Annotated in this window: 22 protein-coding genes; 18 read left to right on the forward strand and 4 right to left on the reverse strand. The window is 36.4% G+C overall.

Features of this window, described 5'->3' with window-relative positions:
* The first annotated feature begins 53 nt into the window (after positions 1-53).
* Entirely contained in the window at positions 54-515 is a 462-nt protein-coding gene (locus tag H6F47_RS12725) for a peroxiredoxin (RefSeq protein ID WP_137666923.1), read from the forward strand.
* Between the two features lie 208 nt (positions 516-723).
* On the opposite strand, the gene raiA is transcribed toward H6F47_RS12725, so the two are convergent.
* On the reverse strand, positions 724-1,371 hold the full coding sequence (raiA, locus tag H6F47_RS12730; protein WP_190649454.1) for a ribosome-associated translation inhibitor RaiA: 648 nt from the start codon (positions 1,369-1,371) through the stop codon (positions 724-726).
* A 558-nt stretch (positions 1,372-1,929) separates the two neighbouring features.
* Positions 1,930-2,115, reverse strand: a complete 186-nt coding sequence (locus H6F47_RS12735) for a hypothetical protein (protein WP_162501857.1) — start codon at positions 2,113-2,115, stop codon at positions 1,930-1,932.
* A gap of 110 nt (positions 2,116-2,225) precedes the next feature.
* On the opposite strand from H6F47_RS12735, the gene lipB reads away from it, so the two are divergent.
* From lipB to H6F47_RS12770, 7 genes are all read left to right on the forward strand, one after another.
* Entirely contained in the window at positions 2,226-2,900 is a 675-nt protein-coding gene (gene lipB, locus H6F47_RS12740) for a lipoyl(octanoyl) transferase LipB (protein WP_190649456.1), read from the forward strand.
* Between the two features lie 189 nt (positions 2,901-3,089).
* Positions 3,090-4,592 carry an ABC transporter permease subunit gene (locus tag H6F47_RS12745; RefSeq protein WP_096572083.1) on the forward strand — a complete coding sequence of 501 codons (1,503 nt, stop codon included), beginning with the start codon at positions 3,090-3,092 and terminating at the stop codon, positions 4,590-4,592.
* Positions 4,593-4,948: 356 nt separating this feature from the next.
* The gene (locus tag H6F47_RS12750; protein ID WP_137666918.1) at positions 4,949-5,773 is read left to right on the forward strand and encodes an RnfABCDGE type electron transport complex subunit D; all 825 of its coding nucleotides are present in this window, start codon (positions 4,949-4,951) and stop codon (positions 5,771-5,773) included.
* A 13-nt stretch (positions 5,774-5,786) separates the two neighbouring features.
* Positions 5,787-6,062, forward strand: a complete 276-nt coding sequence (locus H6F47_RS12755) for a hypothetical protein (protein WP_190649486.1) — start codon at positions 5,787-5,789, stop codon at positions 6,060-6,062.
* Positions 5,962-7,338 (forward strand): DUF2330 domain-containing protein, encoded by a 1,377-nt coding sequence (locus H6F47_RS12760; RefSeq protein WP_190649458.1) that lies wholly within the window; start codon positions 5,962-5,964, stop codon positions 7,336-7,338. The genes H6F47_RS12755 and H6F47_RS12760 overlap by 101 nt, the downstream gene beginning before the upstream one ends.
* A 243-nt stretch (positions 7,339-7,581) precedes the next feature.
* Positions 7,582-8,253, forward strand: a complete 672-nt coding sequence (locus H6F47_RS12765) for a CAP domain-containing protein (RefSeq protein ID WP_190649460.1) — start codon at positions 7,582-7,584, stop codon at positions 8,251-8,253.
* Between the two features lie 209 nt (positions 8,254-8,462).
* Positions 8,463-9,629: a pyridoxal phosphate-dependent aminotransferase gene (locus H6F47_RS12770; protein ID WP_137666914.1), complete on the forward strand. Its 1,167-nt coding sequence runs from the start codon at positions 8,463-8,465 to the stop codon at positions 9,627-9,629.
* 274 nt (positions 9,630-9,903) lie between these two features.
* Here H6F47_RS12770 and H6F47_RS12775 read toward each other — a convergent pair whose 3' ends face one another.
* Entirely contained in the window at positions 9,904-10,761 is an 858-nt protein-coding gene (locus H6F47_RS12775; RefSeq protein WP_190649462.1) for a WYL domain-containing protein, read from the reverse strand.
* A gap of 153 nt (positions 10,762-10,914) precedes the next feature.
* On the opposite strand from H6F47_RS12775, the gene cas3 reads away from it, so the two are divergent.
* The 8 genes from cas3 to H6F47_RS12815 all read left to right on the forward strand — a co-directional run bounded on the left by cas3 (position 10,915) and on the right by H6F47_RS12815 (position 20,702).
* Positions 10,915-13,026 (forward strand): type I-D CRISPR-associated helicase Cas3', encoded by a 2,112-nt coding sequence (cas3, locus tag H6F47_RS12780; protein WP_190649464.1) that lies wholly within the window; start codon positions 10,915-10,917, stop codon positions 13,024-13,026.
* A gap of 290 nt (positions 13,027-13,316) precedes the next feature.
* Positions 13,317-13,577, forward strand: a complete 261-nt coding sequence (locus tag H6F47_RS12785; protein WP_190649482.1) for a DUF433 domain-containing protein — start codon at positions 13,317-13,319, stop codon at positions 13,575-13,577.
* Positions 13,574-13,957 carry a DUF5615 family PIN-like protein gene (locus H6F47_RS12790; protein WP_190649466.1) on the forward strand — a complete coding sequence of 128 codons (384 nt, stop codon included), beginning with the start codon at positions 13,574-13,576 and terminating at the stop codon, positions 13,955-13,957. The genes H6F47_RS12785 and H6F47_RS12790 overlap by 4 nt, the downstream gene beginning before the upstream one ends.
* Entirely contained in the window at positions 13,954-17,307 is a 3,354-nt protein-coding gene (cas10d, locus tag H6F47_RS12795) for a type I-D CRISPR-associated protein Cas10d/Csc3 (RefSeq protein ID WP_190649468.1), read from the forward strand. The genes H6F47_RS12790 and cas10d overlap by 4 nt, the downstream gene beginning before the upstream one ends.
* Before the next feature lie 3 nt (positions 17,308-17,310).
* On the forward strand, positions 17,311-17,916 hold the full coding sequence (locus tag H6F47_RS12800) for a hypothetical protein (RefSeq protein ID WP_190649470.1): 606 nt from the start codon (positions 17,311-17,313) through the stop codon (positions 17,914-17,916).
* 175 nt (positions 17,917-18,091) lie between these two features.
* Positions 18,092-19,102 carry a type I-D CRISPR-associated protein Cas7/Csc2 gene (gene cas7d / locus H6F47_RS12805; RefSeq protein WP_190649472.1) on the forward strand — a complete coding sequence of 337 codons (1,011 nt, stop codon included), beginning with the start codon at positions 18,092-18,094 and terminating at the stop codon, positions 19,100-19,102.
* Positions 19,103-19,164: 62 nt separating this feature from the next.
* Positions 19,165-19,872 (forward strand): type I-D CRISPR-associated protein Cas5/Csc1, encoded by a 708-nt coding sequence (cas5d, locus tag H6F47_RS12810; RefSeq protein WP_190649474.1) that lies wholly within the window; start codon positions 19,165-19,167, stop codon positions 19,870-19,872.
* A gap of 224 nt (positions 19,873-20,096) precedes the next feature.
* On the forward strand, positions 20,097-20,702 hold the full coding sequence (locus H6F47_RS12815) for a type I restriction enzyme HsdR N-terminal domain-containing protein (RefSeq protein WP_137666906.1): 606 nt from the start codon (positions 20,097-20,099) through the stop codon (positions 20,700-20,702).
* A 122-nt stretch (positions 20,703-20,824) separates the two neighbouring features.
* Here H6F47_RS12815 and H6F47_RS12820 read toward each other — a convergent pair whose 3' ends face one another.
* Positions 20,825-21,256 carry a hypothetical protein gene (locus H6F47_RS12820; protein ID WP_242027390.1) on the reverse strand — a complete coding sequence of 144 codons (432 nt, stop codon included), beginning with the start codon at positions 21,254-21,256 and terminating at the stop codon, positions 20,825-20,827.
* Between the two features lie 103 nt (positions 21,257-21,359).
* Here H6F47_RS12820 and cas6 point away from each other — a divergent pair, with 103 nt between their 5' ends.
* Together cas6 and cas4 are read left to right on the forward strand one after the other, a co-directional pair.
* Positions 21,360-22,178, forward strand: coding sequence for a CRISPR-associated endoribonuclease Cas6 (cas6, locus tag H6F47_RS12825; RefSeq protein WP_190649478.1), 819 nt, complete (start codon positions 21,360-21,362; stop codon positions 22,176-22,178).
* Between the two features lie 117 nt (positions 22,179-22,295).
* Entirely contained in the window at positions 22,296-22,904 is a 609-nt protein-coding gene (gene cas4, locus H6F47_RS12830) for a CRISPR-associated protein Cas4 (protein WP_190649480.1), read from the forward strand.
* Positions 22,905-22,986 lie beyond the last annotated feature (82 nt).

Below are 22,986 nucleotides of genomic sequence, written 5' to 3' on the forward strand. Positions count from 1 at the left end.
TAGTTACAAGGTAATATTTTGTTAAATATTGTTTGAATTTTGAATTTTTTAATATGGCTATCAACATTGGAGATACTGCACCTGATTTTAGTCTACCCTCTCAAGACGGTTCTACAGTCAGTTTAAAGGATTTTCGCGGCAAAAAGGCTGTCGTCCTTTACTTTTATCCTAAAGACGACACCCCTGGATGTACTGCGGAATCTTGCGCTTTCCGAGATCAATATGAAGTATTTAAAGCTGCTGGTGCTGAAGTCATCGGCGTAAGTGGTGACTCTAGCGAATCTCATCAGAAGTTTGCAGCTAAGTACAATTTACCTTTTACACTGTTGAGTGATAAAGGCGACAATGTTAGAAAACAATATGGTGCAACTACTGCTTTTGGTTTTATCCCCGGCCGGGTAACTTACGTAATAGACCAAAACGGCATTGTTAAATCTGTGTTTGATTCCATGTTTAACTTTAAAGGTCACGTTGAGGAAACCTTGAAAATGTTACAACAGTTGGCTGCAAGATGATTTGGTGATTGGTGATACAATTTTGGAGTTTGGATTTTGGAGTTTGGATTTTGGAGTTTGGATTTTGGATTTTGGATTGTATTTCATGTACTCCAATCTAAAATCTAAAATCTAAAATCTAAAATCTAAAATCTTGTCCCAGTCCCCAGTCCCCAGTCCCCAGTCCCCAGTCCCCAGTCCCCAGTCCCCAGTCCCCAATCACCTGAAATCAGACTTTAGACTTTTCCGGCATGGAAATATTACCTTGGGCGGTTTTGCCGTTCTTGCCGTTAGTTTGTCCGTTAGTGTTAGGGTTGCGGGGTTGAATCACGCCATAACCGCCGTGGTTACGTTCATAAATAACGTTGATTTCTCCTGTTTCGGCGTTACGGAACATATAAAAGTCATGTCCTACAAGTTGCAGTTGTTCTTGCGCTTCTACAACTGTCATCGGAGGCATGGAAAAATACTTAGTCCTGACTACTTCTCCTGGTAGTTCAGGAGTGCGATCGCCGATTAAATCTGCTACTGGTTCGGCAACTACGGCTTCATTAGTTGGTATAGGCTGGGTTTTGTGTTCTTGTCTTCTTTCTTTGTATTTTCGCAGTTGACGGGATATTTTATCTGCCACCAAGTCAATACTTGCATATAAGTTCTCGCTGCTTTCCTCTGCACGGATGACGTTACCATTAGCATAAATAGTGACTTCAGCCGCTTGTCTAGTATTAATTCGCGGATTGCGAGCTACACTTAAATGGACATCTACTTCATTCGTGATGTTTTGAAAGTGACTAACTGCTTTTTCAATTTTTTGATGCACATATTCTCGAATTGCATCGGTAATTTCAATATTTTTGCCGTGGATGACAAGCTTCATGTAAACTCTCCCGCTAAATATTTAGCTAAATATTTATTTGATGTGAATGGGTTTTGTATGCACAGAGATTGCGGTAAGGTCTATCACTGCCGCCAATACAAATTGTGAACTGCTTTTAATGTAAGGCTTTTGTATTTGTTTCTCAAGTTGTTGCATCTTAACTATAAGTACCTCTAGCTTTGATTTAGTTTGTGAAACTCTGTGTTAGTATCCAACTGCTTGCCAGACAACTGGATCTGCAAAGAAAAACTTTCAATCAATCATTATTAGCTGTTCTGTACCTGCTTTTTCAGTTTGAGCAACTTTTATTTACAATTCTAGAAGTAGCTCCTCTTGTGATTCTTCTGTTGGCTTGCTCTTTCTATATATTAATTATGCCAGCCAGAATAGAAGTTTTGATTCTGATCGATGTCAACAACTTCTGAAGATACCATCAGCCATTCTATTTCTCTTGTTTTGGCGTGATGCTTATTGCAGGTAATTCCTCCCATCACCATTGAGGTTATATATTTAAACTAACACTTTCTTGTGGATAAAGTTTATTTCGTTGACTTTCCTTTAAGATCCTTTGCATTGCTTGACATTTGTTGACCCAATTCTTACTTTTTTGCAACATATATTCAGAGAATAGGTGACTGGGGACTGGTGATTGGTGATTGGTGATCTGTGATTGGGGACTGGTGACTGGTGACTGGTGACTGGGGACTGGTGACTGGGCATTGGGTTATTAACTTCCCCCTGCACCCTGCACCCTGCACCCTGCTCCCTTCCCCCTGCACCCTGCTCCCTGCTCCCTGCACCCTGCACCCTGCTCCCTGCTCCCTGCTCCCTGCTTCCCCTCATTGATTTTTTCCATGATCCATACTCAGACACCTCACAAGCACCGCTGTTTTTTGTATAACAAAGAATTAATGCCTTATGTAGATGCTCTTCAATGGCAGCGATCGCTACTCAAAGAACGCATCAATAACCCCGATCTCGAAGATGTACTCATCTTGCTGGAACATCCGCCAGTTTACACTTTAGGACAAGGTGCAAACCCGGAATTTCTTAAATTTGACCTTGACAAAAGTGAATATAATGTGCATCGAGTTGAAAGAGGTGGCGAAGTTACTTATCATTGTCCTGGACAACTGGTAGGGTATCCAATCTTAAATCTGCAACGTTATCGTCAAGATTTGCATTGGTATTTGCGTCAACTTGAGGAAGTATTAATTCGTGTTTTAGCAAATTATGGTTTGCAGGGAGAACGCATTCCCGGTTTTACAGGTGTGTGGTTAGAAGGAAGAAAAGTTGCAGCTATCGGCATTAAAGTGAGTCGTTGGGTGACAATGCATGGTTTTGCTTTAAATGTTTGTCCTGATATGACAGGATTTAATCGCATTGTACCCTGTGGTATTACTGATAAGCCTGTTGGCAGTCTAGCAGAATGGATTCCCGGTATCATAAGTTTAGAAGTGCGTTCTTGTATAGCTCAGTCATTTTCTGAGGTTTTTGGTGTGGAATTAATAGATTCCTATTATGAATAATACACTAGCAGTCAGTATTCATGCTATACCAATAGCTAGAAAAATAACATTATAACCATACATGGATTAATTATTGTATAATAAAATACTGGTTATGTAGAGTATATGTGATCTCAGTAAAGCGATGGGGAAATTCCATAAATTTTCTGAGAAGATTATGATCTAAGTTACTTTTAAATCAAGGGATAAATGGTAAAATTTTTATTTGGGTGTTGGTTGCGTTGGTGTTTAGTGATAGGTTTAAGTTGCTGGCTATTAGCTAGTTGTAGTGTGAATCCTAGTGTGGCAAAAACTCTGCGAGTAGCGACTGAACCAGCATTTCCACCGTTTGAGTTTCAACAGAATGGGGGAGAGTTACAGGGTTTTTCTATTGATTTAATGAAAGCGATCGCAACTGCGGCTAATTTCCAGGTAGATTTTCAAAGTTTACCTTTTGATGGCATCATTCCCGCATTGCAAGCTAAAACCGTAGATGTGGCAATTAGTTCAATTACCATCACTCAAGAAAGGTCAAAAACTGTAGATTTTTCTCGTCCTTATTTTAAAGCTGGGTTAGCGATAGCTATTCGCACAGATAACCAAGAAATTAATAGTTTTGAAAGTCTACAAAATAAAAAAATCGCCGTTCAAATTGGGACAACAGGAGCAGAAACAGCTAAAACTGTACCTGGGGCGCAGGTGAGCAGTTTTGATTCTGCACCATTAGCATTACAAGAATTACTAAATGGAAATGTAGACGCAGTTATTAACGATGCACCTGTTACATTATACGCCATTAATACAGGTAATCTCCAAGGAATCAAAGTTATACAACAATTACTCACAGAGGAATTTTACGGAATTGCTACTGCTAAAAAATCACCTTATTTATCTTTAATCAATCAAGGTTTGACAAAAGTATTAGAAAACGGAACTTATCCAAAAATTTATCAAAAATGGTTTAAGTCAACACCGCCAGTATTACCAGAAAAAACACTATTTGCAAATCAAAACGCCCCTACTGTAAATTCTTTAGGCTTAATATTGCAATCATTACCGAATTTATTAACTGGTGTTTTGGTGACATTGCAACTAGCAATTATATCAGTTTTCTTTGGTTTAATTGGTGGTTCATTCATAGGAATTATTCGCCTTTCGGCAATTAAACCTGTGCAGTGGTTAGCCAGAACTTATATAGATTTTTTCCGAGGTACACCTTTATTAGTGCAGATATTTATGATTTACTTTGGTATACCTGCACTTTGGCAAGAATTGGGTTTTACCTTATCATTAAATCGCCTCGTTGCGGGAGTCATGGCTTTAAGTTTAAATAGTGCTGCTTACATTGCAGAAATAGTTAGGGCTGGGATTCAATCAATAGAAATTGGACAAACAGAAGCAGCCAAATCATTGGGTTTAAATTCTGTACAAACTATGCGTCATGTAATTTTTCCCCAAGCCTTCCGGCGCATGATTCCCCCTTTGGGTAATGAATTTATTAGCTTATTAAAAGATACCAGTTTAGTTGCGGTAATTGGTTTTGAGGAATTGTTTAGAAAAGGACAGTTAATAGTTGCAGAAAATTATCGCGCCTTTGAAATTTACGCAGCGGTAGCTGTGATTTATTTATGTTTAACCTTGGTTTCTTCTCAAGCTTTTAGTCGGTTAGAAGCGTGGATGAATCCAGGAAAAAAGCCAAATGCAAAGATTTAATAATTTATGAATTATTCAGGAGTCAGGGTAATACAGCCGTTTCCTAAGTTATGAGGTACAAGGCTAACAGGCAGGATGCCTGTTCCACAAGGGTTTTATGATTTCCGTTTGTACCTGACTAAGATGAAATATGCTGTAAGTAGAACGACGGGAAAAAACCAAAGTATCTAAAGAAAAGTAAATTAATCTAAAAACCTCTCTTGCCTTTTGCCTCTTGCCTCTTGCCTTGTCATAACGACAATTTTTAACACCTACCTACTTAGTTGTCAGTTGTTACGATTTTTGAAACAAGAAGATGATTTTCTCTAACTCTAGTCTAAATTAATGAAAAGTTAGGGGTAAACCCGTACACAGGGATAATGTTCACAGATATTCGAGACTATCAAATTCTCTTTCTCAGTGTATTCCTGATTTTAGGAATTGCTGCTAGGGACTGGACATTGCGGCCTGAGTTGATTTTAATTGCGATCGCCACTTGTCTAGTCACACAATGGATATTGTCATTATTCATTAGTCATTGGTCATTATTAACTACCACAGCAAATGACAATAAGTTAACATTTAATTTCCGTAGTTCTTTAATTACTGCTTTAGGACTTAGTTTACTACTACGGGCTGACCATTGGACAACTATGGTTTTAGCCGCAGCAACGGCAATAAGTAGCAAATTTATCTTGAAAACAGGTGATAAGCATTTTTTCAACCCTGCCAACTTTGGCATTATTTCCGCCTTATCCCTTACCTCTGATGCTTGGGTTTCCCCTGGACAATGGGGGGACGAATGGTGGTATGGACTGTTATTTTTTGGTACAGGAGGAATGATTTTACAAAAAGTTGGTCGTTGGGACACTACCGCAGCTTTTTTAAGTGCATATTCCCTACTAGAAGCAGTGCGTAATATTTGGCTAGGTTGGACTTGGGATGTTTACTTACATCGGTTGATGAGTGGTTCGTTAATACTGTTTGCATTATTTATGGTGACAGATCCCCGATCTATTCCTAACGCTCCCATCGGTCGTATAATTTGGGCAGTTTGTATTGCCATTTTTACCTTTATTTTGCGAAATTATTTCTTTCTTTCTACCGCAGTTTTTTGGGCTTTATTTGTCCTTGCGCCGTTAACTGTTCTCTTTGATAATCTTTGGTTTTCTCCTAGATTTTCTTGGTTGCAAGAAGATTAGCAGTTTAATAAGATTGGCAGGAAAATATTTTTACCAATTCCCAATACCCAATCACCAATCACCAGTCACCAATCACCAGTCACCAATCACCAATTATCAATCACCAGTCACCAATCACCAATCCCCAATCACCAGTCACCAATCACCAATCCCCAATCACCAATCACCAATCACCAATTACCAAAAAAATGAAAAAATTTCGTTTATTCATTCCCTTAATCATAGCACTTTTCGCTGTTTTATCTTTTGCCCCTACAGCTTTAGCATTTTGTGGTTTTTATGTTGCTAAAGCTGATACTAAATTGTACAACCAAGCTTCTCAAGTAGTCATTGCGCGAGATAGTAATAAAACAGTATTAACAATGGCTAATGATTTTCAAGGTGACATTAAAGATTTTGCAGTTGTCGTACCTGTACCCACAGTCATCAAAGAGGAACAAGTGCGGGTTGCTCAACCTAATATTATTGAAAGATTAGATGCTTTTAGCGCCCCTAGATTGGTAGAATATTTTGATGAAGATCCTTGTTCTCCACAAATAAGACCACAGTCAATGTTAGCACCAACTGCCGCTGCAAGAGGTGGAAGTTCTGAAGAAAAAACAATGGCAGATAACAGTTTGGGTGTGACGGTTGAGGCACGGTTTAATGTGGGTGAATATGATATTTTGATCCTCAGTGCTAAAGAGTCTAATGGTTTGGAAACTTGGTTAAATCGCAATGGTTATAAAATTCCCAGAGGTGCAAATCAATTATTAAAACCTTACATTCGTTCCTCTATGAAGTTCTTTGTTGCTAAAGTTAACTTAGATAAATTTGAGGAATCTGGTTATCAATTTCTCAGACCTTTACAAATTGCTTATGAATCACCCAAGTTTATGTTACCCATTCGTTTGGGTATGATTAATGCTAATACTGAACAAGATTTGATTGTTTATATTCTCTCACCTCAAGGACAAGCAGAAGTTACTAACTACCGCACAGTAAAAATTCCTTCTAATATGAATATTCCTGTGTTTGTGAAAAACGAATTTGGGGACTTTTATAAATCTATGTTCCAAACTTCTTATACCAAAGAAGATAAAAAAGTAGCATTTTTAGAATATGCTTGGGATATGGGTAATTGTGATCCTTGTTCTGCTCAACCTCTCAATACTGAAGAACTCAAACAAGCTGGTGTGTTTTGGTTAGATAATAATGGTAATAACAATAATAGAATCGCACCAGGTTTTGGTTTTCCGTTTTCTAATAATAATGTTTACATCACTCGTTTGCACGTCCGCTATACTCGCAATAAGTTTCCTGAAGATTTGATGTTTCAAACAACTTCTAACCGGGAATCTTTTCAAGGACGTTATGTTTTACAACATCCGTTTACAGGTAATTTACAATGTTCTGCGGGTAGAGAATATAAAAGATCATTACCCCGACGTTTTGAAAAAGAAGCACAAACTTTAGCCCAGTTGACAAATTGGAATATTCAAAATATTCGTCAAAAGATGAAACTGACTGTGGGAAATATCTCAACTTCTTGGTGGCAAAATTTCCTGATGTTTTTAGGATTATAAACTATTCTCTCAGACTTTTTTCAAAGTTTTAGTTTGTGAGTTGAAGAACTGGGGTATCCCCCTAACCTTTATCTAAAAAAGGGGGATAAATTCTTTATTAGTCAGGACTTACGCAAAAGATCACGAAAGTACAGGTAATTCATGAGTACGGGTAATTCATGAATTACCCCTACGCAATAATCAGCTTTTTAGTCCTATTTTGCGTAAGTCTTCTTAGTGCATTACCAACATATATTTTGAACTATGAATAGTAAGAAAAAAATCAAGAAATTTAATCTTTGGTGGCGATATTCACTTTTATTTATGGTGCTGTGGGTTACTCCTCCTACTATGCACTTTATTAGCCAAGCTTTGCGTGGGTATCCTTTGGATATTAACTATTTCTGGAGTGAACTTTCTTTGTTTCAAATTTCTAATCTTGGTTTTTATAATGGTTCTGGTGGTAGTGATGGGAAAATTGGACAAGCACAGGTTAATATTTGGAATGCAGAACAGTTGCGAACCGTAACAGAGTTAAGAAATTTTGCTTTAAATTTAGTTAATAGAGATAGAAAACTTAATAATTTACCGCCTTTAGTAGTAGATAATGTACTATCACAAGCTGCTCAAATTCATGCAGAAGATATGGGAGAAAAGAGATATTTTGATCATATTTCTTCTGATGGGAACAGTCCTTATGATCGTTATGTTGCAGTGGGTGGTAATAGTAATTTAGGTCTAGGTGAAAATATATATCAAAGTTCAGGAACAGGTTTAGGGTTAACTTATGGAGAGGTGGAAAAATTCCAACGTGGTTGGATGTATAGTAATGGACATAGAAAGAATATTCTTTTACTAGAATATAAAAAGTTTGGTTATGGCATAGCTATGGGGAAAGATGGTAGTATTTATGCAGTGCAAATGTTTAGTAATTAATTTTTAGGAGTCAGTAGGGGCGAAGCATTCGGAAAATAGCCTTTTCATAAAATTGATAATTGATTGCCCGAATGCTTCGCCCGTACAGTAAGAATAAATACTAATGACTAATGACTAATGACTAATGACTAATGACTAATGACTAATGACTAATAACCAATAATCTGAGATATCCTGATAAATAATAGAGATTGGCTTAAAGAAGTAGAATGAAACTGGCAGCAAGAGTAAGTCAGGTGACACCCTCGATCACCTTAGCGATCGCAGCTAAAGCTAAGGCCATGAAAGCTGAGGGTATTGATGTTTGTAGTTTTAGCGCGGGAGAACCAGATTTTGACACTCCAGCCCATATCAAAGCAGCCGCAGCTAAAGCTTTGGAGGAAGGAAAAACTAAGTATGGTCCTGCTGCTGGTGAACCTAAGTTAAGGGAAGCGATCGCCAACAAGCTAAAAAGCGATAATGGTCTTGATTATAAATCAGAGAATGTGTTAGTTACCAATGGCGGTAAGCATTCTCTCTACAATTTGATTGTGGCATTAATTGATCCGGGTGATGAGGTGATTATCCCTGCACCCTATTGGTTAAGTTATCCCGAAATGGTAACGTTAGCTGGTGGGAAGTCGGTAATTGTCAATACAGATGCTTCCAATGGCTACAAAATCACCCCAGAACAGCTAAAAAAAGCGATTACCCCAAAAACTAAGTTATTTGTCCTTAACTCCCCTTCTAACCCCACAGGGATGGTGTACACACCAGAGGAAATTAAGGCTTTAGCTAAGGTAATTGTTGATGCTGATATTTTAGTTGTTTCTGACGAGATATACGAAAAGATCCTCTATGATGGTACAGAGCATATCAGTATTGGTTCTTTAGGTGCGGATATTTTTGCCCGGACTTTGATCAGTAATGGTTTTGCTAAGGGTTATTCTATGACAGGATGGCGTTTAGGTTATTTAGCTGGACCATTGGAAATTATTAAAGCAGCGAGTACCATTCAAGGACATAGTACATCTAATGTGTGTACCTTTGCTCAATATGGGGCGATCGCTGCTTTGGAAAGTTCCCAAGAATGTGTAGAGGAAATGCGTCAAGCGTTTGCTAAACGTCGTCAGGTGATGTATGACAGACTTAACGCTATTCCGGGGTTAAGTTGTCCTAAACCCGATGGTGCTTTTTACCTGTTCCCAGATATCAGCAAAACCGGTTTGAAGTCTTTGGATTTTTGCAACGCTTTGTTAGAAGAATTGCAAGTTGCTGTTATTCCCGGTGTGGCTTTTGGTGCTGATGATAACATCCGCCTTTCCTACGCTACGGATATGGCAACTATAGAAAAGGGGATGGATAGGTTAGAGAAGTTTGTGCGATCAAAGATATGAGGTGACAGGTGATAGAAAGTAGTTTTTTAGTAGGGGTTTATCTGTTAGCTTCCACACCCGCCAGAGAATAAATTCTCTGTCTCATAGCTCAAGTCCGTTAAAACGGACTAATCAATTTTCCTAGTGTTTAGTCATCTTTAGATGACTTTCTCTATTAGCAAGGAACTTGAGTTCCTTGCGCGATAGAGGTTTTATGTTAAGTTGATACCAATGTCCCCACCTCTTTTCTTAACTGTCACCTGTCACCTGTTCCCTGTCACCTGTTCCCTGTCACCTATAAAATGTCATATTTTTGACATTGTTCTATCAGTTTTTTCTTGATGAGCGATCGCACATTTTCCGGTGAGACTACAATACAATCAGATGAGTATTGCATAATTTCCCGGATAAACCAAAATGTATTTGATACTCTCCTCATAACGCGCTTTGCCTGTTGTTGATCGGGTATCCATTCCACAAGTTTATCTTCTGGTTTGGTTTGATAAGCAAATGCTAAACCTTTGTACAGGTGCATTTCCACATCTATTTGATCTAATTGCGATCGCCATTTCTCCGTAGTTTCCGTAACTGCTGCTTCATTAATTCTGTCTAAACGGAAACACCAATTATGTTGTAATTCTGGGATATCCAGATTTCCTTCCGTTTCTTCACACCAACAGTCAAGATATTGACGTTTTTCATGAGGTGTGATTTTGGCATAATGCACAGTAAAATTAAATACTCGCTCTGCTGCATCTTGATAGGAAAGCTGAAAGGGTTGTTCACGCAAAATATAGTGATCTACTTGCAACCGCCAAGATGGGCGAGAATGATTTAAAAACCCTTCGATTTCTTTCCGCATTGGTACGGATAATTCACTGCGTTCTAGTAACAAATTGGCGATAATTTCCGCTTGTTCATTTTGTCCGATGTCGGTTAATGAACCTATACAACGATGTAAGGCACGGATGCGGGAATCCTGCCAGTCGTGATTTTTACCAACGATTAACTCACGTTTGGCGATCGCTTTGATCAGTTTGGAGATATTGGGATCATCTCCCCACATCATCCCAAATTCTAGTGCGATCGCTTCTAGTTCCGCTTTGTCGCGTTCTGATACCGACAGGGTTATAGACTGACCTTTTCGACTCATCAAAAGTGTCCGTGTACTTTATACTTGTTTTCTCTTGCCAACTTTTATTTTCGGTGTCATGATGGATTTTAACAACGAGTTACGGACAGTTTTTAATTACAACACAAAAACTGCAACTAATGGTTGCAGAAATTGAAAAGAGTTATTAAGGGTATGTCGGAAAATTACAGTATTCAACTCAAACCTGTTTATTCACAAACCGTCCCCACACCTGATGGGGTAAAATTGCCTGAAAATTGGTGTTTATCTTGGCATCAATTAGAGACTTTAAAAGCATTAAGAGATCCAAATATTGATGTTGTTTTCAATACTGCCATGACAGGAGATGGTAAAAGTTTAGCGGCTTATTTGCCATCTATGACTAATCGCACTTATACATTAGCAATGTATCCAACTAATGAGTTAGCACGAGATCAAGAAAAACAAGTTCAAGGATATAAATCTCTATTTCAACTCCAAGAAAAACCGCAAATAAAACGCTTAAATGCAGCTATTTTAGAGCAATATATAGCTACTTATCAACTACCTTCAAAACTAGAGGGAGTAGAAGATTTTTCTACTCAAGCTGAAATTCTGTTAACTAACCCCGATATTTTCCACTACATCCATAATTTTTATTACTTGAGAGGAAAAATAGACAATCCTGATAGGTTATTTAGGCGTATAGATGAAAATTTCAAGCTATTTATTTATGATGAATTTCATGTTTTCTCATCTCCACAGATAGCCAGTGTTATCAACACAATTATGTTAATTAAACACACTGGAGGAGCTAACAAGAAATTTCTCTTTCTTTCTGCTACACCCAATGAACTACTACAAGGTTATTTTGAAAAAGCTGGAATCAAATATAAAATTATTAATCCCAAAGATGTTGGTGCTTATAAATTTGATTCACCTTCTTCTCATGATAAGTGGCGACAAATTAGCCAACCGATTAATTTATGCTTTCCTAAAGGTATTGAACCTAATCTTCGTTCGAGTTTCAAATGGATAGAAGAAAATGCAGAAACAGTAATTTTAAAGTTTTTTCAAGACTATCCAAATAGCAAAGGTGCAATTATTCTCAATTCCATTGCAGCAGTCAAAAAGCTACTACCTAAATTAAAGGCTATTTTTGAACCAAAATGGCAGGTGAGGGAGAATACTGGTTTAACTGGAGAAACTGAAAAATCTCAATCTGTGACTGAAGCTGACTTACTTTTAGGAACATCAACAATTGATGTAGGTGTAGATTTTCGGATTAATTTCTTAATTTTTGAAGCTGCGGATGCTGGTAATTTTATTCAACGTTTTGGCAGAATTGGAAGACATAAAGGTTTTGAAACTTATCAAGCTTATGCTTTGATACCTAATTTTCTAACTGCAAGATTGTTTGAAGATAAATCTCATCCTTTAGAAAATGAAGAAATTTATGATCGGATCACTTTTACTGATGCTATTCGTAATTCTTGGACATTTAAAAATGAATTTGAAAGATATCCTCAAAGATGGGGTAGTCTCCAATCATATCATATATATTCAGTCCTAATAAATAATGCTCATCTCAAAGAAAAGTATCCAGATATTCATAAAAAATTTGGTACTAGCATTCAAAGAGCTTTAGGGATAAAACTTGAACATATTCAAGCTCAATATTATCGTTGTAAGGGAGAAAAGAAAGATAAAATTATTGAAGAAGCTAGAAGTTTTCGGGGTAGTAGTCAGTTAGATTGTGCAATTTATGATTTAACAAATCCCAATGAACCCAAAGCAGAAAGATTTAAAATGTATAATCTTCCTGGTATTTTAAGTAACTTTGTGTTTGAGTTATGGGATAAAGATACTTTTATCATAGAAGCTGAGAAAGAAGAAGTAATTACTACTCGTTTTGATAAAGCTTTGTGTTATCTAAAATTAAGAGATTTTCGAGATGTGAGGGAAGATTGGCACTTTTATTATCCAGGCAATTTAAGAGAAGTAGCTAAATCTGGAAAGGTGCAACTTTTAAATAATTTGGAAATTTCTCAAAGACATGGTTATGGTATTACCCAAATTAGTGATGCTATTAGTAGACGAAAATTAGTATGCTTTATTTCTGACCGCGATCGCAACTATTTACGCGCTAGACTAGGATTACCCATACACTTTCAAGCATACCCCATCACCAATGAACCAGAGGATAAAACACCAAGATACACTATTGCCTTTGGACAGGATGCTTTATTACTGGAAACTCTCATTTGGTATTGGAAACCAAAGGAAGATGAGGGTTGGATATGTTAAATTTTTTACGACTGCCTACAGTCCTTACTACAATGAAAGATAGACATAGGAAGATAATTGTGGAGAAAGAAATTTGCCTTAAATCGTATAGCAAAAGTTTTTCAATCCCTAATAGGGATTACCATAGTATGTATTTAATTATACATAACTGTATAGTTTCTCTTTCTCCTTACATACTAGAGTACACAATGTTCTGGAAAAAGCTACTAATGGCTGGGAATATATCGAAGTTAAGAAAAATGGTGAATGGGTTTGTTTAGATGAACTACGTAAAATTTGGAGAAATAGCAATGACTGAAGATAAATTACTTTCTCGAATATCAATTGACCCAAATATTTGTTTTGGTAAACCTTGCATTCGCGGACATCGAATTTGGGTATCTCTAATCTTAGATTATTTAGCTGGTGGTACAACAATTGAGGAAGTTCTTCAAGCTTATCCCAGCATAGAAAGAGAAGATGTACTAGCTTGTATTGCCTATGGTGCAGAAATGGCACGAGATGTTTTTGTAGAACTTCCTTTGAATAAAGAAAATAAAGCAAGTGCATGAAATTCAAACTAGATGAAAATATTGATCTGCGAGTTGTAACTTTATTGCAATTAGCAGGACATGATGTAGCAACAGTACCAGGACAAGGTTTAAATTCTGCACCTGATCCAGAAGTTATTGATGTTTGTCGTCGTGAAGGTAGATGTTTAGTTACTTGCGATAGAGGGTTTGGAAATCGTCTGAAATACAATCCTTCTAATTACTCAGGAATTATAATTATTCGTTTACCTTCTCGTTACATTTATGATGATTGGCGTGAAGCTATAGAAACCTTAATTACGGGTTTAGAATCAGCCGATGTAATAGGTAAATTGTGGATAATCCAAAAAGGTAAAATCCTAGAATATCGAGCAATTGAACAAGAGGAAAATGATTTATGACTGTATTAGATAACGATTTTGATGATGATTTACCTGAAGTAGAACCAGAACTGGAAACTACAGAAGATAATGAAGATGAATCACCGATTAAACGAGAACTATTAACTATTCGGTTATTCAAAGAAGCTGTAAAAGAAGCACAAGGTAAAGAACGCGATATTACCTTAGAAATATTCGCAGAAAAAGTATTACCAAATCTAATTCAACAGTTAGCAGGTGCTACTGCTAAAGGTGGTAAGTTTTTTGAAGTGACGATAGAAATCATTAATGCTAAAAGAGCAGCCGCAGGTAAAAAACCAGTTCGTCGAGATAATGCTGGTGATCAATCTATTCTTGCTCATTTGCTAAATGGGTTATTTCCTACCTATCGCATTTTGAAAAAATTACAATCTGAAGATGTAGGAACAAACCCAGTTAAACGTCATTGTGAAGAACTGCAAACTCGTGTATTTATAGTTTCCTACTTATTACACGACTATGAAAAATTTCCAGACTATCAAGATTGGTTAATTAGTAACAATATCAATCGTCAATGGGAAGAAGAACCAGTCAAAAAAGAAGATGCACCAAATCTTGGACGCGAATTTATTCATAAAAAGATTTTAGATTTTGGCTTGTACTATTTATTAGGTGAAGATTGGGAACAATTCATTGATGATATCATTGAGATTAGTAATAATTCAGGTGTGAAAAGTGATGCTGATTTAGGTTTAACTACTCGTGGACTTAAACCTTTAGATGATAAAAGATTAGATAGTAGAATTAGACAAGTTTTAATTGACTTAGTTGGACTATCTGATTTATTTGCTTCCGCAGTCAAACATCCGCGAGATATAGAATCTGGACGCTTACCTACATTACTCGGTAAATTAAGTAATCATCAATTAAAATTTACCTATCATTCCCTTTCAGAAAATAGGGGTATTCTCACAAATATTCTCAACAATGCTTTAATAGAAGCACATCCTTCAGAATTTTACACACCATTATTATATTTACCTGATGGTGTTGCTTATCTGACAGTTGTTAATGCTCCTGAAATTACAACAGATAATATTCCTGAAAAAGTAATTGCCAAAATTAAATACCTCTGTGCAGAAAAATTGAAAGAAAGACAAACAGGTTTTAATCGTGGGGGAAAAGGTTTAAAATTTGCGGATTATTACTGGCTGTTTTTTGATATAGTTGAATTAATGGAAGTGAGTATTGATGCTGCTGCTCGATTACTTCCAGATTCAAAAACTGCTTCCGTTGGTAAGCGCGGAGACAGCTTACAAACTTATCAAGCACAAGGAGAATTATCACCAGATTTAAACTTTAAATTTGCTAATGAAATTCGCATTGATAGATTAGCAGAATTTGGTGATATTCTGTGTAGAGGAATTTGGGATGTTTGGCGTGAAAAAGTGAATGAATGGCAAAAACAATTACCTAAAAAAGACAGAAAAGCTATCCCTAATTTGGACTTTACAGAAAAGTTGGCTGAATACCTAGAATTATCAGCAGAAATTCCCGCAATCAAACAAATTCAATCCTTGAAAAAAACAGGAGGTGTCCCACTTAATTGGTATTATCTAGCAGCACAATATTTTTCTCAACATCCTGGTTTAGACTTTGCTCAAATTTTGGATGTAATGAAAGGAATGGTAGATCATGCTGCTAGTTTAATTAGACCAATCATAGCAGAATTTCATGATATGCCAGATGGTTGGGATGATTTAAAAACCTACGTTAAACGGGTAGTTTCTTTACCTACAGGAGCAGTAATACAAGCATTACCGGATTCATTTTTAGTAGAATTAAGCCGCTATCAAGCTGCGAAAATTACAGGTAGAGGAAGAGAAAATGTTTGTGCAATTTCTAGTTCTTCCTATACTGTCACAGAGCAAATGGAATCAGCCACTTTATTTGCTCCTCAAGTTTACAGCAACCGGCAAATTTTATTTAACGCTCAAGCTGCGAAACGTCAAATTTGCTCAATTTGGTCAATTGAAATCATGTTGAGACAAATTTTGATGAATCAAACAAATGCTGTAGGTGCAGATTTTGAAGGTCGTAAATATCGCTATCTTTATCTTTACCCTGCTTATTTCTTTACACCAGAAACTAATAAATTTTTGCAAAAAGCCTACAATCAATTTTCTAAGACTCGGTATGATGCAGAAATGCGTAAACACTTTATCACAGAAAATCAAATTGCTAAGTTTGAAGTTGAGAATTATCAAAATGTTGACTCTTTGCTAATTAAAGAAAACTTGCAACCAGAAGATGATAAAACTTTCAAAATCAGTTTTCCTGAAAAAGAAACCTTGACATTTTTCTTCTTAGGTTTACCACCAGGAAAAGAACCTACAGATACAGAATCTTGGGTAACACCTGCTTGGTTAGCATTTACATTACCGCTTGTTTTAGATGTGAAAGTAGTTGCATCAGAATCACCAATACCACCTTTTATTAGTGGTGCTGATTTTGAACAAACGGTTTTATTAGATGGAGAACATCAAGCAATTCGTTCTTTAATTCGTAAAGATAACTATCGTTTAGATAGTATTTTACCTAGAAGTTCAGAAAAGCGTGAATTTTCTCCTCTTAATGCTCTCACTGCTGCTTATTCTATTCATTTAGAAGTTAACCGTAAAAAGGATGGTGATCCAGATTGGGGAAAATTAGCAGACTTATCAAGAGATTTAGAAACAAGTCCTCTCTATGTCTTTCATTACCTTAATAAATGGCAACGAAAACCTAAAAAAGATAAAGACAAGCAGCAGAAAAATTTTGACTCTGTACCCATAGCAAAAATTCGTCTTTATATGGATTTGTACAAATACTTTGAACCAGGAGAAGAAAAGGTGAATCAATTGCGTAAATTAACAGAACTTTATCGCCGTTTTTATCGCGCACAAACTAAAGGTAAAGCACCGAAAGCTAATGCCATTCTCAAACCAATAGATGAAGCTGCTGATGTGATTTTGAAAATAGAAAAATGTCTAGCTAGTGACCCTAATGCTTTAATTGATGAGGTAGCTGGTCGTTTATCAAAATTGATGAACAATATACGTCGTAAAACTGCTGAAGGAAAACCAACATTAACTTTAGTTGATGGTAAATGGAAACCTGCCTTAACTCCAGAGGAAGAAAGACAAGCAGTTTTAGAGTTTGCTAAGTATTTTGTAGAAGAGGTATTTGAGGGATGTTTTAAGAGCGATCGCGCACGTTTAGCAGGTCGTCAATTAAACCTCATTCGAGATACCTGCGAATTTCTTTATCGTTTAGCCGATGATGAAGAGTATAAAGCACGTTCCCAAGATGAACCTGATCAAATTAACGAGATTGAAACTGAGGAAAACTAGATAATGACTATTCTTGATCCTACTCAGTCTTATACTTTTAGCAAATATTTTGAGATGCACATTTCACCTCAAGATTTTGCTGAAGAATTTGGCTATACATTTACTAGAAAACGTTTGAATTTACCCCAATATCAAGGAAATCTAGATCGGTTGAAAGAATTGCAAGAACGACTTGATGAAATTCTTCCATACTTTGATTTAGCAAATGAGACAAGTCGCAGAGAAGTATTAATTTCTCCCATAATTTTAGATTTAGTTCACTATACTAAATCTGAGGTGAGAATTGAGTATCAGATTAAAGTCAGTGAACAACTACAAGGTTACTTTGATTATTTCATAAAAAAACAGAATAATCTTTTAGTAATTGAGGCTAAAAAAGAGGATTTAGATTATGGAATGACTCAGCTTTTTGCAGAATTGATTGCCCTAGATCAATGGCAAGAAAACCAACAACAAACCCACCTTATTGGTTCAGTTACTACTGGTAAAATATGGGAATTTGCCCAACTTGATCGCATTAATAAACATCTCGTTCAAGGACTTGATAGCTATCGTGTTCCTGATGACTTAGACCCCTTAATGCGGATTCTCGTTCAATCTCTCATTTAATGTACTCTCATCGCTATTACCTCGTTCCCAGTCTCTGACTGGGAATGCCTAACAGAGTCTCTGACTCTATCTTTACAGAAGGCAGAGCCTTCAATACTTCATTCCCATACAGAGTATGGGAACGAGAAAATAAATCTACTTTATTACCTCAATTAACCTCATTTTGGAGAAAATTATGTCACTTTTAAAAACCGTTGACGCTAAATTATTTCAAACAGAAATTCCCTACAAACCAATGGGAAAATATGTCCATTTCCTCACCATTCGCGTTACCGAATCCTATCCATTATTCCAAACAGATAGCGAACTAAACAAAGCAAGAGTGAGAGCAGGAGTAAAAGACAAAAACACCATTAGCCGGCTTTCCATGTTCAAACGTAAACAGTCCACACCAGAAAGATTAGTAGGTCGAGAATTATTGCGGAAATACGAATTTATGACAGCAGAAGAATGTGAATATAACGTATCTTTTGCAATGGATAATCCTGATTGTATTATTTACGGGTTTGCTATTGGTGATTCTGGTTCAGAAAAATCAAAAGTTGTAGTAGATACTGCATTTTCTATTACCGCATTTGATGAATCTCATGAAACATTTACTCTCAATGCACCCTATGAAAACGGGACAATGGCTTCTAAAGGTGAAGATGGTTCTAAACCCGGTGAAGTGACCAGTAGAATTAACCAACAAGATCACATCAGACCACAGGTATTTTTCCCCAGTATTGTCACCTTAAAAGACCCCACAGAAGCAAGTTTTTTGTATGTCTTTAATAACATCCTCAGAACTCGGCACTATGGCGCACAAACAACCCGCACAGGTAGAGTCAGAAATGAATTAATTGGTGTTGTATTTGCTGATGGCGAAATTACCAGTAACTTGCGGTGGACTCAAGCAATATATGACGAAATGAAGGCTAATAATACTCTCAAATCACCCGATCCTTTAGATGAGGATGATGTAATTACTGGTGCTAAAAATGCCATTGAGAATTTAATGGCTGATGAGTTTATTGTGCATACAGATTTTATTGGTGATGCGTTTTTACCTCTATTTAATGAAGTAAAGAACCTCACAAATAACGAAACAGGAATTAAATCAATTTTGCAAAAAGCTGATACTGAAGCTAAACAATATGCCAGTAAACATATTAGCAAAAAGAAAACCGCCGCTAAAAATAAATAGTTGAATATTCAGATCCCCGACTTCTTAAAGAAGTCGGGGATCTATACCCCATCATCACCACTATGAATATTATCTACCGTTGTCAATTAGAACTACACGACAGCCTCTATTTTGCCACCCGTGAAATCGGCAGACTCTATGAAACAGAGGCAATAATTCATAATTACGCCCTCTGTTATTCTCTGGGTTTAATTGATAGTGAAATCTATTCAACAACCGTCGCTGAAGAAAATTCCTATCGCTATTTCTGCCCCGAACAAGTGCCAAAATACGAGGAACATTTAACCCCTTTAAACCAACAGGTGATTTATGTCACTCCGGCTCGTTCTTTGAATCATGCGGCTATTCTCAATACATGGAAATATGCTAATAATAATTACCATGTAGAAATGGAGAAAACCCAAAAGAATATTCCCAGTTTTGGACGAGCAAAGGAAATTGCCCCAGAAAGTCAATTTGAGTTTTTTCTTATCTCTCAAAAAGAAATCAAATTACCTAAATGGATTCGTTTAGGTAAATGGATGAGCAAAGCAGAAATTACAGTGGAAAAATTACCCCAACCCAAAACCAAAACTGATTTATTCACCTGTACTCATCCCTTAAATCCTTTGGATGTCATGTTTACTAATCAAATAATTAGCTATGATGTAGTAAATATGCCTCCAGTTAGCCTAATTCAAAATGTGCAAATGCGAGGAGAATATTACTATTTTGATGATGTCAAAAATGTAAAACTTCCCAAACAAATGCAATATAGATTTAAGGCTTAAAATCTCAGATCCCCATCAACTTAAAAAAGGGGGCTTATAACTTTTGTGGGGTGGGCATACTTCGACAAGCTCAGTACAAGTCTTGCCCGCCCATAAATTGCAATTTATCTATGTGTTGACTTATCTAAGGTCATCAATTAAACCTCATTCCAGACACCTATAAATTTCTTTATCGTTTAGAAAATGATCAAATTACCGAGATTGAAACTGAGGAAAATTAGATAATGACCATTCTCGATCCCTCTCAGTCTTATACCTTTAGCAAATATTTTGAGATGCACATTTCCCCTCAAGATTTTGCTCAAGAATTTGGCTATACATTCACTCGAAAACGTTTGAATTTACCCCAATATCAACAAAACCTAGACCGATTAACAGAACTGCAAGAAAGACTTGATGAAATTCTCCCATACTTTGATTTAGCTAATGAAACAAGTCGCAGAGAAGTATTAATTTCTCCCATCATTTTAGACTTAGTTCACTATACAAAATCACAGGTGAGAATTGAATATCAAATTAAAGTCAGTGAACAACTACAAGGTTACTTTGATTATCTCATCAAAAATCGCCATAACCTCTTAGTAATTGAAGCTAAAAAAGAGGATTTAGATTATGGTATGACACAACTTTTTGCAGAATTAATCGCCCTAGATCAATGGCAAGAAAATCCACAACAAACTCACATTATTGGTTCAGTTACCACTGGCAAAATCTGGGAATTTGCTCAACTAGATCGCATTAATAAACATCTCATTCAAGGACTTGATAGTTATCGTGTTCCTGATGACTTAGACCCCCTAATGCGGATTCTAGTTCAAGCACTCATTTAGCGGTAAATATGCCTCCAGTTAGCCTGAGTCAAAATGTAAAAACGCGAGGAGAATATTACTATTTTGATGACCTCAAAAATGTAAAACTTTTTAAGTTGATGCAATACCGTTTTCGGAGCTAATTACTTACCAAAACCTTTACTACTCTTTCTTTTTTTAGGAGGGTGTAAAGGCATTAATTCAGTCATTAGACTACCACGATTTTGTAACATTAACTTACGATTTCGCTCCCGTTGATAAGTTGCTATTTCTTCTGCATGGGGATGATTCGGATCTATTTTGAGATGGGTAATAGATACTACATATTGTACTTTATCTTCATCTTCGGGATTATCGTTTTTGCTAACTAATCTGCACATAATCCCGCCTTCATCCCCTGAATAAGCTACCCAATTAACCTCAAATTCTTTCTCTGGGTTTACTATTTCTCCTCTTTTCTTCAACATTTTTATAAACTCTTTTCCTGCTTTGACTTTAATTGGCAAACTAGCTTCTAATTTTTTGGTGAGTTCCGTTGCTTCAAAATAATTATCAACTGTCATTTGCTTTACCATTTCTGCAATTTTTGTTACTTTATATAGTCTATACTCTAATTCCCTCTTAACTTACATTCTCTATTCACAATCTATTCACAAACTGTATTACACTGCCAAAAATATGCCCCACAGTCTCATCCTCAATATCACCCCCCAATCCCCCATCTACCCCAATTTCCTCTCCGGTAGACACTATCACGCCTTATTCCTGAATCTAGTCAGTTCTGTTGATAGAAAATTAGGCAACTACCTCCACGAATCAAACGCCGATAAAGCCTTTACTCTCTCACCTTTACAAATCCAAAACAGAAATAAAACTCAATTCCTGATCCTACAATATAATCATCAAAAACCAATTCCTGCTGGTACTCCCTGTTGGTGGCGCATCTCTTTATTAGATGACAATTTATTTAGTCAACTCACACCTTTATGGTTGAATCTTAACCCGGAACAACCTTGGCATTTAGGATCTGCTAATTTATTTATTACCAGCATTCAAGGTACACCCCAATCTACCCAACCTTGGGCTAATGTTTGTACATATCCTCAATTGTATGAAGCAGCAAGTGAAACAGAAAGGATAATTAATTTTATCTTTTCCACACCTGTAGCCTTTCGTCAAGGTGGTTTTGATAATGTTTTACCTACCAAAGAATCGGTTTTTAATAGTTTGTTGAATCGCTGGAATAAATATAGCGGAATTGAATTAACTAATATTCCCATTGAATCAATTTATCCTAGTGCTTTTAATATCAGAACTGAGGTTATCAGCAACTATGAAAATAAATTTATTGGTTGTCTAGGTGATATTAGTTATCGCATTTTAGGGGATGTGGAAGCAACAAGAATTAAACAAATTAATGCTTTAGCTGACTGCGCTTTATATGCAGGTATTGGGAGAAAAACGACTATGGGAATGGGTATGGCCAGAAGAAAGTAGGTTGGGTTGACGCAAGGAAACCCAACATCATCACAGGAAAAAATTTTGTTGGGTTTTCTCAACCCAACCTACAAATTAGTTTGTTTATTGTTTTGAAAATCAAATTGGGAATACTATATGCTATCCTCTATCACCTCTCCAGAAGATTACGTTAACATTGCCTCATTAAATCAATATTCCTACTGTCCCCATCGTTGTTGGTTGATTCATTGTGCTGGTGAATTTACAGATAATCAATACACTATTGAAGGCACAAGTTTACATGAACGAGTTCATACAATGAGCGAATTAAACAGAGATGAAACTTACCAAATTCGGGCTATTTATCTTAAATCTGATCAATATCAATTAATTGGTAAATCTGATTTAATTGAATTTGAAAATGGTGAATATTACCCTATTGAATATAAACGCGGACGCAAAGGAGAATGGGATAATGATGAATTACAAGTGTGCGCTCAGGCTTTGTGTTTGGAAGAAATGACGGGGAAAAATATCAATTCTGGTTATATCTATTATGCCCAAACTCATCAACGTCAATTAGTAGAAATTACTCCAGAATTACGAGCTAATACTATTGCCACAATTGAAGCTGTAAAAATGTTGTTGTTTACAGGTGCAATGCCAAATCCTGTGAAAACAAAACGCTGTGATGGTTGTAGTTTATTTTTTCGATGTTTACCCCAAGCTGTTGATAAAGTTGGACGTTATCAAGAAGCAAGTTAATTGATAATTGATAATTGACAATTGATAATGAATTGGTGATTGAGTAATCAACTATTTACTGTCACCTGTCACCTGTCACCTG

It is taken from the genome of Sphaerospermopsis sp. FACHB-1094 (genome assembly GCF_014696195.1).
GTDB classification, from domain to species: domain Bacteria; phylum Cyanobacteriota; class Cyanobacteriia; order Cyanobacteriales; family Nostocaceae; genus Sphaerospermopsis; species Sphaerospermopsis kisseleviana.

Coding starts and splice junctions, on each gene's coding strand:
- H6F47_RS12725 (WP_137666923.1), top strand. CDS start 54: ATGGCTATCAACATTGGAGATACTGCACCTGATTTTAGTCTACCCTCT.
- raiA (WP_190649454.1), bottom strand. CDS start 1,371: ATGAAGCTTGTCATCCACGGCAAAAATATTGAAATTACCGATGCAATT.
- lipB (WP_190649456.1), top strand. CDS start 2,226: ATGATCCATACTCAGACACCTCACAAGCACCGCTGTTTTTTGTATAAC.
- H6F47_RS12745 (WP_096572083.1), top strand. CDS start 3,090: ATGGTAAAATTTTTATTTGGGTGTTGGTTGCGTTGGTGTTTAGTGATA.
- H6F47_RS12760 (WP_190649458.1), top strand. CDS start 5,962: ATGAAAAAATTTCGTTTATTCATTCCCTTAATCATAGCACTTTTCGCT.
- H6F47_RS12765 (WP_190649460.1), top strand. CDS start 7,582: ATGAATAGTAAGAAAAAAATCAAGAAATTTAATCTTTGGTGGCGATAT.
- H6F47_RS12770 (WP_137666914.1), top strand. CDS start 8,463: ATGAAACTGGCAGCAAGAGTAAGTCAGGTGACACCCTCGATCACCTTA.
- H6F47_RS12775 (WP_190649462.1), bottom strand. CDS start 10,761: ATGAGTCGAAAAGGTCAGTCTATAACCCTGTCGGTATCAGAACGCGAC.
- cas3 (WP_190649464.1), top strand. CDS start 10,915: ATGTCGGAAAATTACAGTATTCAACTCAAACCTGTTTATTCACAAACC.
- H6F47_RS12785 (WP_190649482.1), top strand. CDS start 13,317: ATGACTGAAGATAAATTACTTTCTCGAATATCAATTGACCCAAATATT.
- H6F47_RS12790 (WP_190649466.1), top strand. CDS start 13,574: ATGAAATTCAAACTAGATGAAAATATTGATCTGCGAGTTGTAACTTTA.
- cas10d (WP_190649468.1), top strand. CDS start 13,954: ATGACTGTATTAGATAACGATTTTGATGATGATTTACCTGAAGTAGAA.
- H6F47_RS12800 (WP_190649470.1), top strand. CDS start 17,311: ATGACTATTCTTGATCCTACTCAGTCTTATACTTTTAGCAAATATTTT.
- cas7d (WP_190649472.1), top strand. CDS start 18,092: ATGTCACTTTTAAAAACCGTTGACGCTAAATTATTTCAAACAGAAATT.
- cas5d (WP_190649474.1), top strand. CDS start 19,165: ATGAATATTATCTACCGTTGTCAATTAGAACTACACGACAGCCTCTAT.
- H6F47_RS12815 (WP_137666906.1), top strand. CDS start 20,097: ATGACCATTCTCGATCCCTCTCAGTCTTATACCTTTAGCAAATATTTT.
- H6F47_RS12820 (WP_242027390.1), bottom strand. CDS start 21,256: ATGGTAAAGCAAATGACAGTTGATAATTATTTTGAAGCAACGGAACTC.
- cas6 (WP_190649478.1), top strand. CDS start 21,360: ATGCCCCACAGTCTCATCCTCAATATCACCCCCCAATCCCCCATCTAC.
- cas4 (WP_190649480.1), top strand. CDS start 22,296: ATGCTATCCTCTATCACCTCTCCAGAAGATTACGTTAACATTGCCTCA.